14 protein-coding genes and 2 pseudogenes are annotated in these 15,110 nt (G+C 70.6%); 8 read left to right on the top strand and 8 right to left on the bottom strand.

Annotated features, from left to right (window positions below; translation table 11 throughout):
* Positions 1-33: 33 nt before the first annotated feature.
* From KQY30_RS12195 to KQY30_RS12185, 5 genes and pseudogenes are all read right to left on the bottom strand, one after another.
* Positions 34-249 (bottom strand): annotated as a pseudogene (locus KQY30_RS12195) (hypothetical protein); the annotation flags it as partial.
* 228 nt (positions 250-477) lie between these two features.
* Positions 478-798 (bottom strand): DUF6000 family protein, encoded by a 321-nt coding sequence (locus tag KQY30_RS36370; protein WP_254407578.1) that lies wholly within the window; start codon positions 796-798, stop codon positions 478-480.
* A pseudogene (locus KQY30_RS36365) lies at positions 795-1,127 on the bottom strand (DUF6000 family protein); the annotation flags it as partial. The gene KQY30_RS36370 and the pseudogene KQY30_RS36365, both read right to left, overlap by 4 nt.
* A gap of 3 nt (positions 1,128-1,130) precedes the next feature.
* Positions 1,131-1,619 (bottom strand): hypothetical protein, encoded by a 489-nt coding sequence (locus tag KQY30_RS12190; RefSeq protein WP_254407087.1) that lies wholly within the window; start codon positions 1,617-1,619, stop codon positions 1,131-1,133.
* 238 nt (positions 1,620-1,857) lie between these two features.
* A complete protein-coding gene (locus KQY30_RS12185; RefSeq protein WP_217306843.1) occupies positions 1,858-2,244 on the bottom strand; it encodes a CPCC family cysteine-rich protein in 387 nt (128 codons plus the stop codon).
* 368 nt (positions 2,245-2,612) lie between these two features.
* Here KQY30_RS12185 and KQY30_RS12180 point away from each other — a divergent pair, with 368 nt between their 5' ends.
* The gene (locus KQY30_RS12180) at positions 2,613-2,864 is read left to right on the top strand and encodes a type II toxin-antitoxin system VapB family antitoxin (RefSeq protein ID WP_217306842.1); all 252 of its coding nucleotides are present in this window, start codon (positions 2,613-2,615) and stop codon (positions 2,862-2,864) included.
* Positions 2,861-3,277 carry a PIN domain nuclease gene (locus tag KQY30_RS12175; RefSeq protein WP_217306841.1) on the top strand — a complete coding sequence of 139 codons (417 nt, stop codon included), beginning with the start codon at positions 2,861-2,863 and terminating at the stop codon, positions 3,275-3,277. The genes KQY30_RS12180 and KQY30_RS12175 overlap by 4 nt, the downstream gene beginning before the upstream one ends.
* Before the next feature lie 167 nt (positions 3,278-3,444).
* On the opposite strand, the gene KQY30_RS12170 is transcribed toward KQY30_RS12175, so the two are convergent.
* Together KQY30_RS12170 and KQY30_RS12165 are read right to left on the bottom strand one after the other, a co-directional pair.
* Complete coding sequence (locus tag KQY30_RS12170) at positions 3,445-4,614, bottom strand: hypothetical protein (RefSeq protein WP_217306840.1); 1,170 nt, start codon at positions 4,612-4,614, stop codon at positions 3,445-3,447.
* A gap of 70 nt (positions 4,615-4,684) precedes the next feature.
* On the bottom strand, positions 4,685-5,266 hold the full coding sequence (locus tag KQY30_RS12165; protein ID WP_217306839.1) for a Uma2 family endonuclease: 582 nt from the start codon (positions 5,264-5,266) through the stop codon (positions 4,685-4,687).
* A 296-nt stretch (positions 5,267-5,562) separates the two neighbouring features.
* On the opposite strand from KQY30_RS12165, the gene KQY30_RS12160 reads away from it, so the two are divergent.
* Positions 5,563-8,544: an ABC transporter substrate-binding protein gene (locus KQY30_RS12160; protein ID WP_217306838.1), complete on the top strand. Its 2,982-nt coding sequence runs from the start codon at positions 5,563-5,565 to the stop codon at positions 8,542-8,544.
* An 11-nt stretch (positions 8,545-8,555) separates the two neighbouring features.
* Here KQY30_RS12160 and KQY30_RS12155 read toward each other — a convergent pair whose 3' ends face one another.
* A complete protein-coding gene (locus KQY30_RS12155) occupies positions 8,556-9,659 on the bottom strand; it encodes a threonine synthase (protein ID WP_367997415.1) in 1,104 nt (367 codons plus the stop codon).
* Positions 9,660-9,812: 153 nt separating this feature from the next.
* Between KQY30_RS12155 and KQY30_RS12150 the strand changes: the two genes are divergently transcribed.
* From KQY30_RS12150 to KQY30_RS12130, 5 genes are all read left to right on the top strand, one after another.
* Positions 9,813-10,565, top strand: a complete 753-nt coding sequence (locus KQY30_RS12150; RefSeq protein ID WP_217310999.1) for a GntR family transcriptional regulator — start codon at positions 9,813-9,815, stop codon at positions 10,563-10,565.
* A 371-nt stretch (positions 10,566-10,936) separates the two neighbouring features.
* On the top strand, positions 10,937-11,128 hold the full coding sequence (locus KQY30_RS12145; protein ID WP_217306837.1) for an SPOR domain-containing protein: 192 nt from the start codon (positions 10,937-10,939) through the stop codon (positions 11,126-11,128).
* Positions 11,129-11,302: 174 nt separating this feature from the next.
* The gene (locus tag KQY30_RS12140) at positions 11,303-11,716 is read left to right on the top strand and encodes a (deoxy)nucleoside triphosphate pyrophosphohydrolase (protein WP_217306836.1); all 414 of its coding nucleotides are present in this window, start codon (positions 11,303-11,305) and stop codon (positions 11,714-11,716) included.
* A 124-nt stretch (positions 11,717-11,840) separates the two neighbouring features.
* A complete protein-coding gene (locus KQY30_RS12135; RefSeq protein WP_217306835.1) occupies positions 11,841-12,362 on the top strand; it encodes an ATP-binding protein in 522 nt (173 codons plus the stop codon).
* A gap of 146 nt (positions 12,363-12,508) precedes the next feature.
* Entirely contained in the window at positions 12,509-15,067 is a 2,559-nt protein-coding gene (locus KQY30_RS12130) for a SpoIIE family protein phosphatase (RefSeq protein ID WP_217306834.1), read from the top strand.
* Positions 15,068-15,110: the final 43 nt, after the last annotated feature.

Genomic DNA, 15,110 nt, shown 5'->3' with positions numbered 1-15,110 from the left:
CTCCGCTGCTCCTGGCAGCGGAGGCGTCAGACGTCAGGCGGCGGGGGCTCTGGGTAGCCGCGAGGCCCACGTGGTGACCTCGGTCAGGTGCTCGGGCTGCAGTCCGCGGTGTGGGTCGGGCTGAACGATGAGGGTCGGCGTTCCCCTGGCGGTGCGCTCCGACGCGCAGGCGTGGTCGAGGCAGGTGAAGTCGTCGTTGATCCAGACGGCGGGGGCATCTGCCAGCCGCGCCCGCACCGGCACGTCCCTGGTCGGCGCGGAGGACGTGGACGTCGCACGCCAGATCACCGCGGCCTTCAGCGCCGCCCCTCCATGTGCAGTCTTGATGGGCAACGACGGCGTGCCTATAGCGATACTGATTCCGTTACCAACGACCTTGCCTTCGGCCCTGCAGGTAGCAAGTCGAGTCCCCGCCCATTGCGCTCGCTGTGAGACAGGTCCCCCACCCGAGGCTGCCGACGGGTATCGGAGCCACGGTCACGGACGGGCCCAGCCCTCGGCGAAGTCGCACAGGAGGTCTGTCCAGCGGCGCTGCTCGGCAGGGGTGTAAGCGGGGTGGTCGCGGAGGTGTGGCAGGGCGTTGACCCACTGGTCCCAGAGGCCGTCAGGCTCCGTGAAGCGGTCGGCGTGGTGAGTGCCGATGTGGGCGTCGAGGCGGAGGAGGGCGCCGAGGGCTGCGGGCTGGTCGTAGCGGAGGTCGGCGCGGGGGAGGTATCGGCGCGGGGGAGGTAATGGTCGAGGTAGGCAGTGAGAATCTCGGCGTCCGCGTGGGTGCCGAAGCGGGCCAGGGCGAAGCAGTAGGCGCTGCCGGAGAAACAGAACTCGCTGGCCAGGAGCAGGTCGCCGATGCGTTCGCGGAACGTGGCGCGTCGGCCTACGCCGACCAGCCAGGCGGCGGTAAGGCGTGAGCGCCACTCGTAGCCGAGGAGGGCTTCCAGCTCGGCATCGTTGATCGTGGCCGAGTCGTCGATGAGGTGATGGGTGAAACATTCGGCGTGAGGCCACTCGGGCCGCAGGAACCGACCACTTTTCAGGACGAGGTAGCGCGCGTGGCCTGAGTCTTTCCTTGCCACGTAGCGCTCGATGACGTAGCCGTAGCCGATCTCCTCGGGGTGCTGGAACGGCATCGGTCACCTCTCCGGGTACAGGTCGGTACGGTCGATCCAGGCGGGGGCGACGAAGATGTTGTCGCCGACGGGGGCTTCGGAGGCTTCCAGTAGGGACCAGGTGCGGGATTCTTCGACCAGGTGCTCCCAGGGCGCGGTCCAGTCGAGTTCCCAGTCCAGGCCAGTGCCGGAGAAGCCGTACTTGCCGCCGGCGTCCATGCGCCAGAACTGGGAGTAGAGGATCACCTGGGCGTGGTCGGCCAGGTCGTTGATGATCTCGGTGAAGTGGGTTGAGGGCCAGCCAGGGGCGTTGGCCGCGGTGGCGGCTCGTAGGCGCGCGGTGAGCGGTGGGACGACAGGGGTGCGGGCGCCGAGTTCGGTCAGCGCCCAGCGGATGCCGACGGACTCGGTCCAGTCCGGTGGGGTCGCCCGTTCCAGGCAGGCGCGGTAGGCGCGGCACAGGGGCTCGATGGCGCCGTCGATCTCCAGGCTCGCCAGGGCCATCGCCCGCATTCGCGGACGGTCGGGTTGTCGCTGTCCAGCAGGCCGATGAGAGCGGGGCCGCAACAGGGATCGCCCACCTCCTCGAAGACCTCGATGGCGGTCAGCTGACCGAAGCCGCCTAGGGAAGGCAGGCCGTTGATGACGGCGGGTATGGCGTCGGCGCCGATCCAGATCAGCTCCGCGCGGGCGTCGTAGGACTCGTCGACCTTGCCGTCGAGCTGCCGGACGAGTATCTCGATGTGGGAGGTCATGACGCGGAGTGGTCCCGGCGCCAGAAAGTGGGGAGCCACCAGCAGAGCACCGAGAGGTCCTCGGGCCACGGGGCGCAGTCCTCGGCCGCCCAGCCCTCGAAGGAGTCGCGTGTCAGATCGATGGGGCGCCAGGCGGGGTCGAGCGGCTCGTCCTCGGCAGGCGGGCGGACGAACCGCCGGCCGAGCTCGTCGCAGGCGCCGAAGTCCTGGTAGTTGCGCTGGGCCTCGATCAGGGAGACCTTGTTGGCGCCGCCGCCCATGGTCGGCCAGCGGCACTGGACCCCGTCGTCCTCCCAGAAGCAGACGGGGCAGATCTCGTACGAGCGGGGCATCGCGCCCAGCACGCGGTGCCCGCAGCAGGGACAGGGGTAAGCGTTGCTCACCTGCGCAGTCTCGTTGCAGGTCCCGCCTGCGCGCCATGGATTTCTCTGCCCGGGGACCCCTCGACCAGTCCGCAGGACACCCGTAAAGGACTGTCGGGAGCCAACGCATGCCAACGAGGAAATCCCAGGTCAGAGCCTTGTGCGGGGCTCCGCCGCAGGTCAGGATCAGGCCGTAGGCATTCCGCTTCAACGTGTAGCTGCTGACCTGTCGCCACGTCGCTGATCTGGCAGACGTGGCAGGTCCTCGATCTCCGGGGCCGTGCTCCCGCCCCGATCGAGGTGCCCTCGGAGCACCACGGCACTCCGATGTCATTTTCGAGTCCCGATTGATATCGTTGTTGTGTTGTTGTGCTGCGGAGGGATAGCTGATGGCCAGGACTGTGATCGATCTGGACGAGGAGATCGTCGAGCAGGCGATGCGGGTGTACGGGGTGAAGACGAAGGCCGCCGCGGTGCGGGCGGCCATGGAGGAGGGGGTGAGGCTGAGGTTGCGCCGGGAGCTGTTCGATGCCATTGACGATGGCGAGTTCGAGGACGCGTTCGCGGAGATCCGCTCGCAGACAGGACCGCGGAATCCGGACGGCTCGCTGAAGCGTGAAGGCGGGGCCTCGGCGGCGTGAAGGGGCGCTACCTCATCGACAAGTCGGCGTTGGCCCGCCGGGGCAGACCGGGAGTGCGGGCGCGGCTCGATGCGCTGGACCGCGACGGGCTCCTGGCGGTGTGCGCCCCGACCGAGTATGAGGTTCTGTATTCGGCGCGCGGAAAGCCTGAGGCGTTGCGACTGCGTACGCTGCTCCGTGGATTTGACTACCTGCCCTGCAATGACGAGGAGTTCGAGCGGGCGCTCGAGATCCAAGCCTTGGCTCTGAACGCCGGCTTTCATCGGGCGTTGTCGCTGGCCGACATCCTCATCGCGGCAACCGCCGAGCGCCATCGGGCCACGGTCCTGCACTACGACGGCGACTTCGACATGATTGCTTCGGTGAGCGGGCTGCAAGCCGAGTGGGTCGTGGAGCCCGGCACCGCCGACTGAGCCGGGAACGCGCAGGCCGTGCCAGGGCGTGCCTCACCGGTGAGGGCAGGGCTTGCGCGTCGTCCGTCGGATCGTCGCGAATCCTCGGGGAGTCGGCCTTTTTGGCGTCGCAGTGCTGATGAGTGCTGGATATTCCGATGCGCCGTCAGCGACCGTCGGGTCCGGGCCTACTCGGCTGGCAGTTCGAGCATCGGCTCGAAGGTGGACTCCTCCTCATCGCGAACGTGCGGGAGGAATCCGTCGGGGACGGTGCGGGCGGCGGTGGTGAGCAGGCGGTCCAGGACTTCCCGGTCGTCGGCCGGGGGAAGGCGGAGTGCGGCGAGGAGGCGGTCGCGGACGGCGGGGTGGTCCGGGTGGTCGTCGAGGTAGTCGGAGTTGAGGGCCGGGGGCCGGAAGCCGGCCAGGGCGTCGTGCCAGGACGGGAGGGCGATGACGAGGGTCAGTGCCTCGGCGAGGGACTCGGCGATGAGGGAGGCCTGGCCCTCGGAGTCCGTGTAGAGGACGGGGCGCGGGCCGCCCGGGACGGCCGGGCCGCAGAGGTAGTGGGTGCCGCCGGCGTTGCAGCCGGCGACGGGCTCCACCGGGAGGCCGTTGGGCAGGACGATCGATTCGATCGGGTCGGTGCGGGCAAGGTCGAACTCGCCGTCGCAGGCCAGGTAGGAGGCGACCTCGGGGTGCCAGGTGATCCTGTGGAGCAGCGCGTCGTCCGAGAGGGCCGCCGGGTTGAGGGCCCTGGAGATCGCAGCGGTGAGGGGGTGGCCGGCGAGGACGTGGCGAACGGCGTCGAGGGGGACGGGGCGCTCGTAGTCGTCCTCGAAGTGGGCCTGGACGGCCTCGGCGGAGCAGTCGGTGAGGAGACGGAAGAGGAATCCGGAGCCGTCCGGGTCCTCGCCGCCGGCGGGGAAGGTGATGGCCGAGCCGGTGCGCCAGGCCGTGTCACCGGTCTCCCACCACAGGCAGGCGGTGACCCGAGGAACGTCGATACCCTCGTCGCGGAACGCGGGCTCGTCCAGCAGCGGGCGCAGCGTGGCGGGCACGTCATCGATGACACCGGGCCAGACCTGCTCGTCGTCCGTCCCGTACGGACTCATCTCCGACTCGTGGCTGAAGCCGCGTATGAGCGCGCCGGCCGGGGTGAAGTGGACGGAGAAGTCGTCCCCCGCGCCGTTCTCCATCAGGGCCGCCTCCCCACCGGGGCCCCAGGCGGTGTCAAAGGTGTACTGGCTGAACTGCGGATCGCCGGCGATCGTCGCGTCCAGGACAGCCAGTGCATGCAGATGGGCCCGGAGTCGGGCGGGGTCGGGGAGAAGGCGCGCGGTCTCGTGCACAGTGCTCATGGCGCCATGGAAGCAGCCACCACTGACAGCCGGGCGCGGCCGACCGGACAGCGGTGCCGTGCTGCGGTGTTCAGCCCCTCCGGGGAGGGGCGAGTTCGGTCAGGTCGAGGGTGATCTCGAAGGGCACCGGGCGGTGGAGCGAGTCGCGGAAGATACCGGCGGGGGCGTAGCAGCGGGTCGGCTCGTCGAGTTCGTAGGCGTGTACGACGGGTGAGCCGTCCTCCTCCTCGATGCACCAGTAGTGGGGGATGCCGGCTTCCGCGTACTTGCGGAGCTTCACGGTGCGGTCCCGGTGGGCGGACTCGGGGGAGACGACCTCGATGACGAGGCGTACTTCGTCCGGTGCGAACCAGGTCCGGTCACCATCGAAATCGGCTGTCGTCACCAGGAGGTCCGGCTCCGGCCGGTTGCGCTGATCGAGCTTGATGGTCATCTCGCGGCCGACTCGGACGTCGACAGGTGCCTGCTCCATGAGAGCGACGGTGAGCATGGTGACGAGGTGGCCGTGCCACCACCTCTGCGGGGACATCATGAAGACGAGCGCTCCGTCGATCAGCTCGGTGTGGCGGGGTGCCTCGGGGAGGCGGTCCAGGTCCTCCGCGAACCAGCCTTCCGCGCGCGGCGGGCGCATCCAGTCGGGCAGTGCGGTCATGGCTTTACGGTAGCGCCGCGTCGTCACCCTCGTCGTCGCGGGCGGCGCACCCCGCGAGGTGATTTCCGGTGGCACGATCGGCGAATTCCGGGAGTGTATTCGCGGATTCGCGGGTGACATATGGCAATGGCCAATGCCCCCGTCCGGATTCCCGATTGGCGGAAACCTCGTCGCTCAGGGCCTCTCCCGTCCTTCCCGTAACGGATATTCTCGCAACTACCAGCGGGTAAAGGGGGGTTACCTTGACAAAGCGGAGCCGGAGCGTCCCCGGGGAGTGTCGGCAGGGGCATTTACGGATGTCGTCGCAGGCGGGGATCGATGTTCAGGCGCATATCGAGACGCTGATCCATGATTTCCGTACCAGTGATCCTTTGATGCCCGTGATCGTTCTGCATGCCGAGGAGTCCGCTCAGGACGAACAGATCGGCAAGCTCGTCAAGGAATTGCGCCTCGGGCAGGAGGAGCACGGCAGTCGTGTCGCCGAGGTGCCCGGGCAGTCGTCGCGGGCCGCGGCCGAGACCGTGCCGGCCGCGCGGCTCGTACGGGAGCTGGGGGAGCCGCGGCGCTGGGACTCGCCGGGAGCGCTGTACCGGCGCTACGCCTTCCCCCGGCTGCGGCTCGTGCGCGCCATCAACGACGCCGTACGGGAAGTGGAGAGCGGCGCGTCCACCGCGCCCGACGCCGAACGCGACCCGGAGCAGCGGCTGCTCGACCAGCTCGCCAAGCAGCGCTGGCGGCCCAAGCCCAAGGCGGGGTCGCCCTGGCGGATCGGGCCCTCCCTCTTCGACACCGCCCATGTGCTTCCGGCCAGCGTTGTCGCCGGACTCGCCGTACTGCTGGCCAGCGTGGAGCTCTGGGTGGCGCTCGCCGCGGTCCTCGGCATCCTGGCGCTGCTCACCGCCCTGAACTACTGGCTGCCCGGCCGCGCCCCGATCTTCCTGTGGCTGCGCCGCGAGAGCCGCTGGTTCCTGACCACGACCTTTCTGCTGCCCGTCGCCGGCCGGCAGCCCTCCGAGGTGCGGATGCTGCACCCGGTCCGCTCCTGGAAGGCCATCGCGGCCCGCGCCAACGATGTCGCCGAGAGCCTGCGCGAGGGCGGTCAGGCGCAGCTCCAGCTCCATGTCCTGGCGCTGCTCGAAGACCTACGGGACAACCACCGCCGCCGTACCTGGGACCTGCGCGGTCTCAAACGCATCCGGCCACCGGTGCTCTTCCTGCCCGGCGCCGACGAACGCGGCGGCGGTATCGCGCTGATCAAGGCGATCAGCGACGTACGGAGTGTTCGCAGCGAACTCGACCCGCTCCTGGTCGTGGCCTCCGTGGCCAGGAGCGATGTGCGTCTCCTCGACGAGAGCCACACCGGTGCCCCGAGCCACCCGGCCGCCCCGGCCCCCGCCGGGCTGCGGGACAGCATCAGACACGCCCACCAGGCATGGGAGCACGGGCTGCGGGCCGGCCAGTCGCCCAGCAGGTCCGGAGCGGTGCCGTGGGAACTGCGGATCGCGCTGCCCACTCGGGAACTGCGGCAGCTCGAGGAGCAGCGGCGCTGGTGCACGCGCGCTCCGTCGCGGCCCGCCCTCGCCCGTATCGTCTGGTCGCTGCCCGTCTTCTCCCTCGCCGGACTGATGATCGTGGGCTCGCTCGGCTACTCCTGGCTGAGCCTCCGGGACCACTACTGCTCCGCCGGGATCCTGACCGCGAACCACGACACCGAACTCGTCGAGGGCGTGAGCGGCCGCGACGAGTGCATCGGGATCGCCACGGGCGGTGTACGGTTCGCCGGCGAAGGCGGCGGCGGGAGCGACGGCGTGAACGCCGGCGCGGGCGAGGCCGACGGCAGCGGCACCAGCACCGGCACGGGCGGCAGCGGCCCCGGCGACACCACCGCCCCCGGCACCGAGGACAGCGCCGTCCCATGGACCCTCGCGCAGGTGGAGGAGCGCATCCACGCCGAGAACGCGAAGGTCGAGCAGAACTACCGGGGCTCCTACGTCACCGTCGTGTACGCCGGACCGCTGAGCAGCGATCCGGAGGACGGCCGCCCGCCCGTGAAGGGGACCGAGGAACTGGCCGGGGTCTATCTGGCCCAGGCGGCGATCAACAAGGAGAACAGGGTCAAGCTCCGTGTCCTGCCGGCCAACGGCGGCCTCGACATGAGCCAGCAGCGGAAGATGGCCGACCGGATCGCCGAGTACGCCGAGAAGGACCCCACCGTGGTGGGCGTGGTGGGGCTGGGACGCGATCTGAGGACCAGCCTGGCCACCGCGGACCGGCTGGTCGAGGCAGGGCTGCCGGTGGTGTCGGGCACCAACTCGGCCGCCTATCTCCCGGTCCAGATGCCCAACTGGTTCAGCCTCGCCGCCCCCGACAACTGGCAGGCCGGGCAACTCGGCCTCCTCGTCGGCCAGCTCCGTACCCCGGGCAGGCAGCGCGCCGTCGTACTCGCCCGGGACACCCGCGGCAGCGACGACCTCTACACCGACGAGCAGGCGTACTACGGCAAGAGGATGCTGGAGGAGAACGGCTTCACCACGGCGCTGGAGCGTTACCAGGTGACCGTCAAAACGGCGTCGCTGGAGAACCAGGTCGAGAAGCTCTGCGCACAGGACACCCCGCCATCCGTCATCTACTTCGCGGGAAGGACCGAGGACGTCGGTCCGCTGATGACCCAGCTCAGTTCGAGGTGCGGCGAGCAGGAGATCTCCGTGATCACGGGCGACGACCTGTCCAAGGCGGCTTTCGGTCGCGGTGCGGACGTGACCAAGAAGGTGACGCTCTACCACGTCTCCCTGACCGATCTCGAATCGGCCGCCGAGGCCGACCCTCCTTTCTACGCGAACGCCGCGGACTTCCTCCCCGGTCTCCAGGGCAAGGACGTGTCGTACAAGAGCTCCTTCCTCAGCAACGGTCAGACCGCCCTGTCGCACGACGCCGCCCAGGCCCTGTACGAGGCCGCGAGCCGGAGCCGCAGTGACGAGTCGCTGCGGTTCCCGGCCGAGGGCACGAGCCGCGGCCCGCGACGGGAACCGCAGAACCGCGCCACCACCTGGGCGAATCTCAGAACGGTCATCCTCAAGGGCATGGCGACCGGCACCGTCGACTTCACCGGAGCGCCCGTGTACGACGAACGCACGGGCCACGGCATCGCGCTGATCCGTGTCCGGCAGGGCGACGACGGCGATGTCCTGCGTACGAGGCTGTGCGGCAGGCAGGCGGGCGACACCGCTCCCCTCACACCGCAGGTCTGCGACATCCGTCAACCTGACGCCCCGGAGTGAATACCGCCGGGTTACGCCGCGGGTGCGAGGCCTGTCTTCGCACCCGCGCCGCACAGCGGTACGACGACGGAGCGGTCGGTCCAGCCGCCCACCGCGGCCCAGCAGGCGACGCCGGTCGACTCCACGAAGAGTCCCCGGGCGGCGAGGTCGAGCTGCGCCGCACGGAGCTGGTTCTCCGTCACGGTGAGGAACGTGCCGCCGGACTCGCGCACGGCGCGCAGGATCTGCCGGGCGCGCGGCGGGTCGGCGATGGCAATGCCCTCGGCGAGGGTGGGGGCGTCGGCGGATCCGGAGCCGGCGGGCAGCTCGTCGGCGCCCGCGTGGAAGGCGGCCGCCAGCGGGGAGACGGCCTCGGCCTGGACGGCGATCAGCGCGGGGCGTTCGGCGATGAGCCCGTGCCCGTACAGCTCGGCGATCGCGAGCGCGGCGCCGAGCAGCAGGGTGCCGTTGCCGACCGGTACGGCGATCGCCTCGGGCAGGCGTCCGCCGAGGTCCTCCCACAGTTCGTAGACATAGGTCTTGGTGCCGTGCGGGAAGTACGGGTTGTACACATGGCTGGCGTAGAAGGTGCCCGGGCGGTCGGCGGCGGCGCGGGCGGCCAGGGCGGTGGCCTCGCGGTCGCCGGGGACGCGTTCGAGGCGCGCGCCATGGGCACGGATCTGCTCGGTCTTCTTCGGTGAGGTCGCCTCCGGTACGAACACCGTGCAGGGCAGCCCGGCCCGCGCGCAGTAGGCCGCGACGGCCGTGCCCGCGTTGCCGCTGCTGTCGGCGACGACGCGCTCGGGCCCGAGCCGCCGCGCCAGCTCGGCCAGCATCACCGCGCCCCGGTCCTTGAAGGACAGCGTCGGCATCAGGAAGTCGAGCTTCGCGGAGACGGACGGCGTGAGCGCGACCAGCGGGGTACGGCCCTCGCCCAGGCTGAGGGCGGGCGCGGCGAGCGGCAGCGCCTCCTCGTACCGCCAGAGCGAATTGACGCGCCCGGAAAGGGACTTCAGGGATACGGGCGCGGCCTCGAAGTCCAGGTCCCAGGGTCCCCGGCAGACGGGGCAGCACCAAGCGGCCGTCGCGACGGGAGCGCGGGTGCCGTCGGCCGGGCAGAGGTACATCGTCGTCATGGCGTTCAGCATGGCACTTTCCCAGGTCGGCACGGGTGTCAGGGCTCTGCCAAACCCCAGGTCATCACATCGGGTGAAACTTTGGCCCATGCTTGCGGCCAACAACCCAGGGTTGTCAGGCTGTTGCTGTCTGTCAACCTGATGGGAGTGCCCGTGGCCTTCGGTGAGCAGCCCGCCTATCTGCGCGTTGCGAGCGATCTGCGCGACAAGATCGTCAATGGAGCGCTGCCGCCGCACACCCGATTGCCCTCGCAGGCCCGTATCCGCGAGGAGTACGGCGTCTCGGACACGGTGGCGCTGGAGGCGCGCAAGGTGCTGATGGCGGAGGGGCTGGTCGAGGGCCGCTCCGGGTCGGGTACGTACGTACGGGAGCGGCCGGTGCCGCGCCGGATCTCCCGGTCCGGGTACCGGCCGCCGTCCGGGGCCGGCCCCTTCCGCCAGGAGCAGTCGGAGGCGGGCGCGCGGGGCACCTGGGAGTCCACGAGCGAGCAGGCGGAGGCGGGGACGGCGATCGCGCTCCGCCTGGGCATCCAGCCGGGCGACCGGGTGATGCGGACGCGCTATGTCTTCCGGGACGCGGGCGAGCCGATGATGCTCTCCACCTCGTGGGAGCCCCTGGCGGTCACGGGGCGCACGCCGGTGATGCTGCCCGAGGAGGGGCCGCTCGGCGGCTGCGGGGTGGTCGAGCGGATGGCGGCCATCGACATCGTCGTGGACAACGTGCTGGAGGAGGTCGGCGCGCGGCCGGGGCTGGCGGAGGAGCTGTCGGCGCTGGGCGGGGTGCCCGGGCATCTGGTGATGGTCCTGGAGCGTACGTATTTCGCGTCGGGGCGGGCGGTGGAGACGGCGGAGATGGTGATCCCGGCCGACCGGTACCGCATCGCGTACCGCATGTCGGTGAAGTAGCCCAGGCCACGGCGGGCCGTCCGGTCACGGCGGGCCGCCCGCTCGGGCAGGCGGCCACGGCTTCTGCTTCGGCCACGGCTCCGGCTCCGGCTCCGGATCCAGTCGGGCAAGCGGCCCCCCGTCCGTCGTCTGGCATGAGCCGGGTTACGCTCTGTCAGGTGTCTGGCCGTCAATTTTCCTGTGCACCGGGCCGGTCGACGGCGTACGCCCGTATGTGCCCCTGGTTTTCGGGCGCATTGGTGGCCGGATAGGTGCCTGTTTGTGAAAACCCGTATCCGCTGAGTAAAGGTCAGGCGTAGGCTCGGGCATATGCGGAGTGCGGTTTCCTGGGGATCTTCACAGAGATGCAGGCCGGCGGCGGGAGGAGCTCGATGAACGACAGCACGGTCGCGCTCCCATGGCTGGTCATACGCAAGGACGACAACGGCAACCGCTACCGCGTCGGGAGATACGCCACCGAGGACGAGGCGCAGAGCGAGGCCCGGAAGATGGCCGACAGTCTCGGTGACCACGGACACGAGCAGCTCTACTGGGTCGAGCACGTCGGCCAGACCACGCCCTAGGGCTCACCGCCTGTTGAGAGCGGCCTGCCGGAGCCAGAGCCGGAGCGGGACCGTGTGCCGGTGCCGTACGCCCGCCGGAGCCGGACCGTCTGCCGTGCCGGACGCCCGCTGGTACCGGACCGCACGCCGGGCCCCGGGCGGAGCAGCGCTCGTGCCCGCGTTACGCTCCGGCGCATGAGCGATCGAGTCGTGGTGGCGGGCGTCCTGTGCGACCGGGGACGGCTGCTGGCGGCCCGCCGCAGCGCACCCCCCGAGCTGGCCGGCCGGTGGGAGCTGCCCGGCGGCAAGCTGGAGCCGGGAGAGGCCCCCGAAGAGGCGCTGGTCCGCGAGTTGCGGGAAGAACTGGGCGTGGAGACACGGCCGGTGGAGCGGATCCCCGGTGAGTGGCCGCTCAAGCCCGGCTATGTGCTCCAGGTGTGGACCGCCCGGCTGCTCTCCGGCGAGCCCCTGCCCCTTGAGGACCACGACGAGCTGCGCTGGCTGGGCCCTGACGAGATCCATACGGTGGACTGGCTCGACCAGGACCGCCCCGCCGTCGCCGAAGCCGCCCGCCGCCTCCGTGCCGGATCCGGGGCGTCAGGGCCCTGACGGCGGGGGTGGCCCGTGCGTGTGCCGTGGCGATAGCGGCCTTGAATATCGGGTATGAGCTGATTGAGCCCTTCAGTGTTGAACCCCTTCAGAAGGGATGCGGCCCCGCCGTCGGTCTTGGGAAGTGATCGGCTTGCTCGACACAGAGGACGGCGCAGAGGCCGAGTGGACCTTCTCCGCCGAACTCGATTCCGTGCGTGCCGCCCGCCATGCCGCCCGCGACACGCTTCGCGCGTGGAAGGTGCCCCCTGCCGTCTGTGATGTGGCGGTTCTGCTGGTCAGCGAGCTGGTGACCAACTCGCTGCGCTATGCCTCAGGGCCCGTGGGGGTACGACTCACCCTCCGCGCCGCGGATCCCGCCCCCGGTTCCGGCTCCGGTTCCGGCCCCGCCGGAGGCCCCGGTCCCGGCCGCACCGGACGCCCTGATCCCGGCGACCCCGACAGCCCCGGCACCGCCCGCCGCCCCGTCGCGCTGCTCGCCGAGGTGTCCGATCCGCTGCCCGACCCGCCGACCGCGCGCCCCGCCGGGCCCGACGACGAAGGGGGCCGCGGGATCCAGCTCGTCGCCCGTTCCTCCCAGCGCTGGGGCACCCGGCACGGGAAGACGGGCAAGACGGTGTGGTTCGAGCTGCCTCTGCCTGGTTAGAAGTGTGAGGGGACAACGATCACGTCCGAGTCGGCTCAAAAAGAACGAGACCGTGCTGTGATCGTGAACGGCGTGTCGGCCGGGGCCGTAGTGCTGAATACTGCGGGCATGGCCGGTCCGGTGCGTGAGCTGGAGGGGACGGTCGCGTGAGCGAGATATCTGGGACGGCGGGCGACGTCGTATGGCAGAGCAGTCCGCCCGGCTCGATCTATGACTACATCAGAGTCGCTTCGTTCTCGATCGGCCCGGACGGGCTGGTCGACCAGTGGAGCCAGCGGGCCGCCGAGCTGTTCGGAGTCGGTCCGCACCAGGTCAGGGGCAAGGACCCGGTCGAGGTGTTCGTACCGGCCGATCTGCGCCCGCGCGGCCACCGCAGGATGAGGGAGATCCTCGACGGCAAGGAGTGGACCGGTCTGGTCCCGTTCCGTACCCCCGGCGGTCACGGCGCCCGCGCGGAGCACGGGCTCGCCGAGGTCTATGTGATGCCGAGCGAGACGGAGAGTGGCGAGCGGGGTGCGCTCTGTATCGTCGTCGACGTCCGGGCGCTGCGCCGGATCGAAACCGACATCGCATCCTCGCAGGCTATTTTCGGCCAATCTCCGTTCGGCTTCCTGCTGTTCGGCACCGATCTCAAGGTACAGCGCGCCAACGAGCGGTTCGTCACCGTATTCGGTGGCGAGGCGGGCGACCATCGCGGGCGTACGGTCCATGACTATCTGTCCCGCCCCGAGGCCGAGCGGGTGACCGCCGCCCTTCAGCGGGTCCTCAGGACCGGGGAGTCCGTCGCCGACCTCCAGATCGTCGGCACCCAGCCAGGCAGCAAGGAACGCAGGCACTGGTCGGTCAATCTCTACCGGGTGCACAGCGGATCGGGCCGCCCCATCGGGGTCGCCGGGGTCGCCACGGATGTCACCCGCCGTCATATCGCCGCCCGCGAGGCGGCCAGTGCCCGCCGTAATCTGGCCCTGCTGAACGAGGCGAGCGCCCGGATAGGCAACTCCCTCGATCTGGAGACCACCGCCCGCGAACTGCTCGATGTCGCCGTGCCCGGTTTCTGCGATCTCGCGTCCGTCGACCTCTACCAGAGCCTGCTCACCGGCGACGAGGCCCCGCCCGGACGGTGGGGCCTCTCCGGTGAGGACGCGGGCGGCGGCAGCGCGCGGCTGCGCCGGGTCGCCTCCGCGAGCGCCGTGTCCGACGTTCCGCTGACCGGGGCCGGCGGTGCGGGAGACCTTCCGCCGGACCTGGGCGCCGTCCACCGGTTCCCGTTCTCCTCCCTCACCGCGAACGCCCTGCGTACCGGCCGGGTGCAGTCCATCCCCGGCAGGGTCGGCAGTCTGATCCAGTCCACGCTGGCCGTGCCGATGGTCGCGCACGACACGGTCATCGGGCTTGTCCAGTTCTCCCGTACGAAGGGCAGTGAGCCGTTCGGCGAACGGGACCGGGCGCTCGCCGTGGAACTCGCCGCGCGCGCCGCGGTCTGTATCGACAACGCCCGCCTCTACCGCAGGGAGCACGAGCGCGCGCTGATCCTCCAGCGCAGCCTGCTCCCGCCCGGCGACCCAGAGGCGGCCGGGCTGGACATCGCCTGCCGCTATCTGCCGGGCAATACGGCCACCGAGGTGGGCGGCGACTGGTTCGACGTCATCGAACTGCCGGGCCACCGGACCGCTTTGGTCGTCGGCGATGTCATGGGGCGCGGTCTGCGGGCCGCCGTCGCCATGGGAGAGCTGCGCACGGCCGTACGCACCCTGGCGCTGCTCGACCTGGAGCCGGCGGAGGTGCTGTCCGCGCTCGACGAGATCGCCCGGGGCCTCGGCACCCCGAGCGGTGCGCAGCAGACATCGCGGGTCGCCCACAAGACCCGGGACGCGGACCTGTCCGAGGTCTATCTCGCCACGTGTGTGTACGCGGTCTACGACCCGGTCACCCGGCGTTGCACCTTCGCCAACGCCGGGCATCTCCCGCCCGTCCTGGTCGAGCCGGGCGAAGAGGCGCTGATGCTCGACGTGCCGCCCGGGATGCCCCTCGGGGTGGGCGGCGAACCCTTCGAACAGGTCGAGGTCGACCTGGCGGAGGGCGCGCTGCTCGCGCTCTATACGGACGGGCTCGTCGAGTCCCGCGACCATCCGCTCGACGAGGGGCTGACCGCCTTCAGGGCCGCCCTCGCCGACCCCGGCCGCCCGCTGGAGGACGTCTGCGACCATGTCCTCAGCACGCTCGACACCCGGCACGGCGAGGACGACATCGCCCTGCTGATGGCGCGCATCCAGGGGCTGCCCGGCGAGGCGGTCGGCGACTGGCGGCTGCCGCGCGAGGCCCGCTCGGTGGGCCGGGCCCGTGAACTCGCCCGTGCGCAGCTTCTCGCCTGGGACCTCGAACCGCTGGTGGACACGGTCGAGCTGCTGGTCAGCGAGCTGGTCACCAACGCCCTGCGGTACGGCGAGGGCGAGATCAGACTGCGGCTGCTCCGCGACCGTACGCTCGTCTGCGAGGTGTGGGACGCGGGCCTGGTCCAGCCCCGGCGCCGGCGGGCCCGCGACACCGACGAGGGCGGCCGGGGGCTGCAACTGGTGGGCCTGCTGAGCGCGGCGTGGGGGTCGCGCCGTACCCCGCGGGGGAAGACGGTCTGGTTCGAACTGGCGCTGCCCGGCGGGGACTCGGCGGCGGAGCCGACGATCGAGCAGCTCATGAGCATGTTCTGACGAGCAGTCAGATCTGCTCGGCCACCTGCGAGCAGGACCGCCT

It is taken from the genome of Streptomyces sp. GMY02 (genome assembly GCF_019056675.1).
In the GTDB taxonomy this organism is placed as follows: domain Bacteria; phylum Actinomycetota; class Actinomycetes; order Streptomycetales; family Streptomycetaceae; genus Streptomyces; species Streptomyces odonnellii.
Note: the sequence above shows the minus strand (reverse complement) of the source record. Positions and strands in the feature narration are given on the sequence as shown.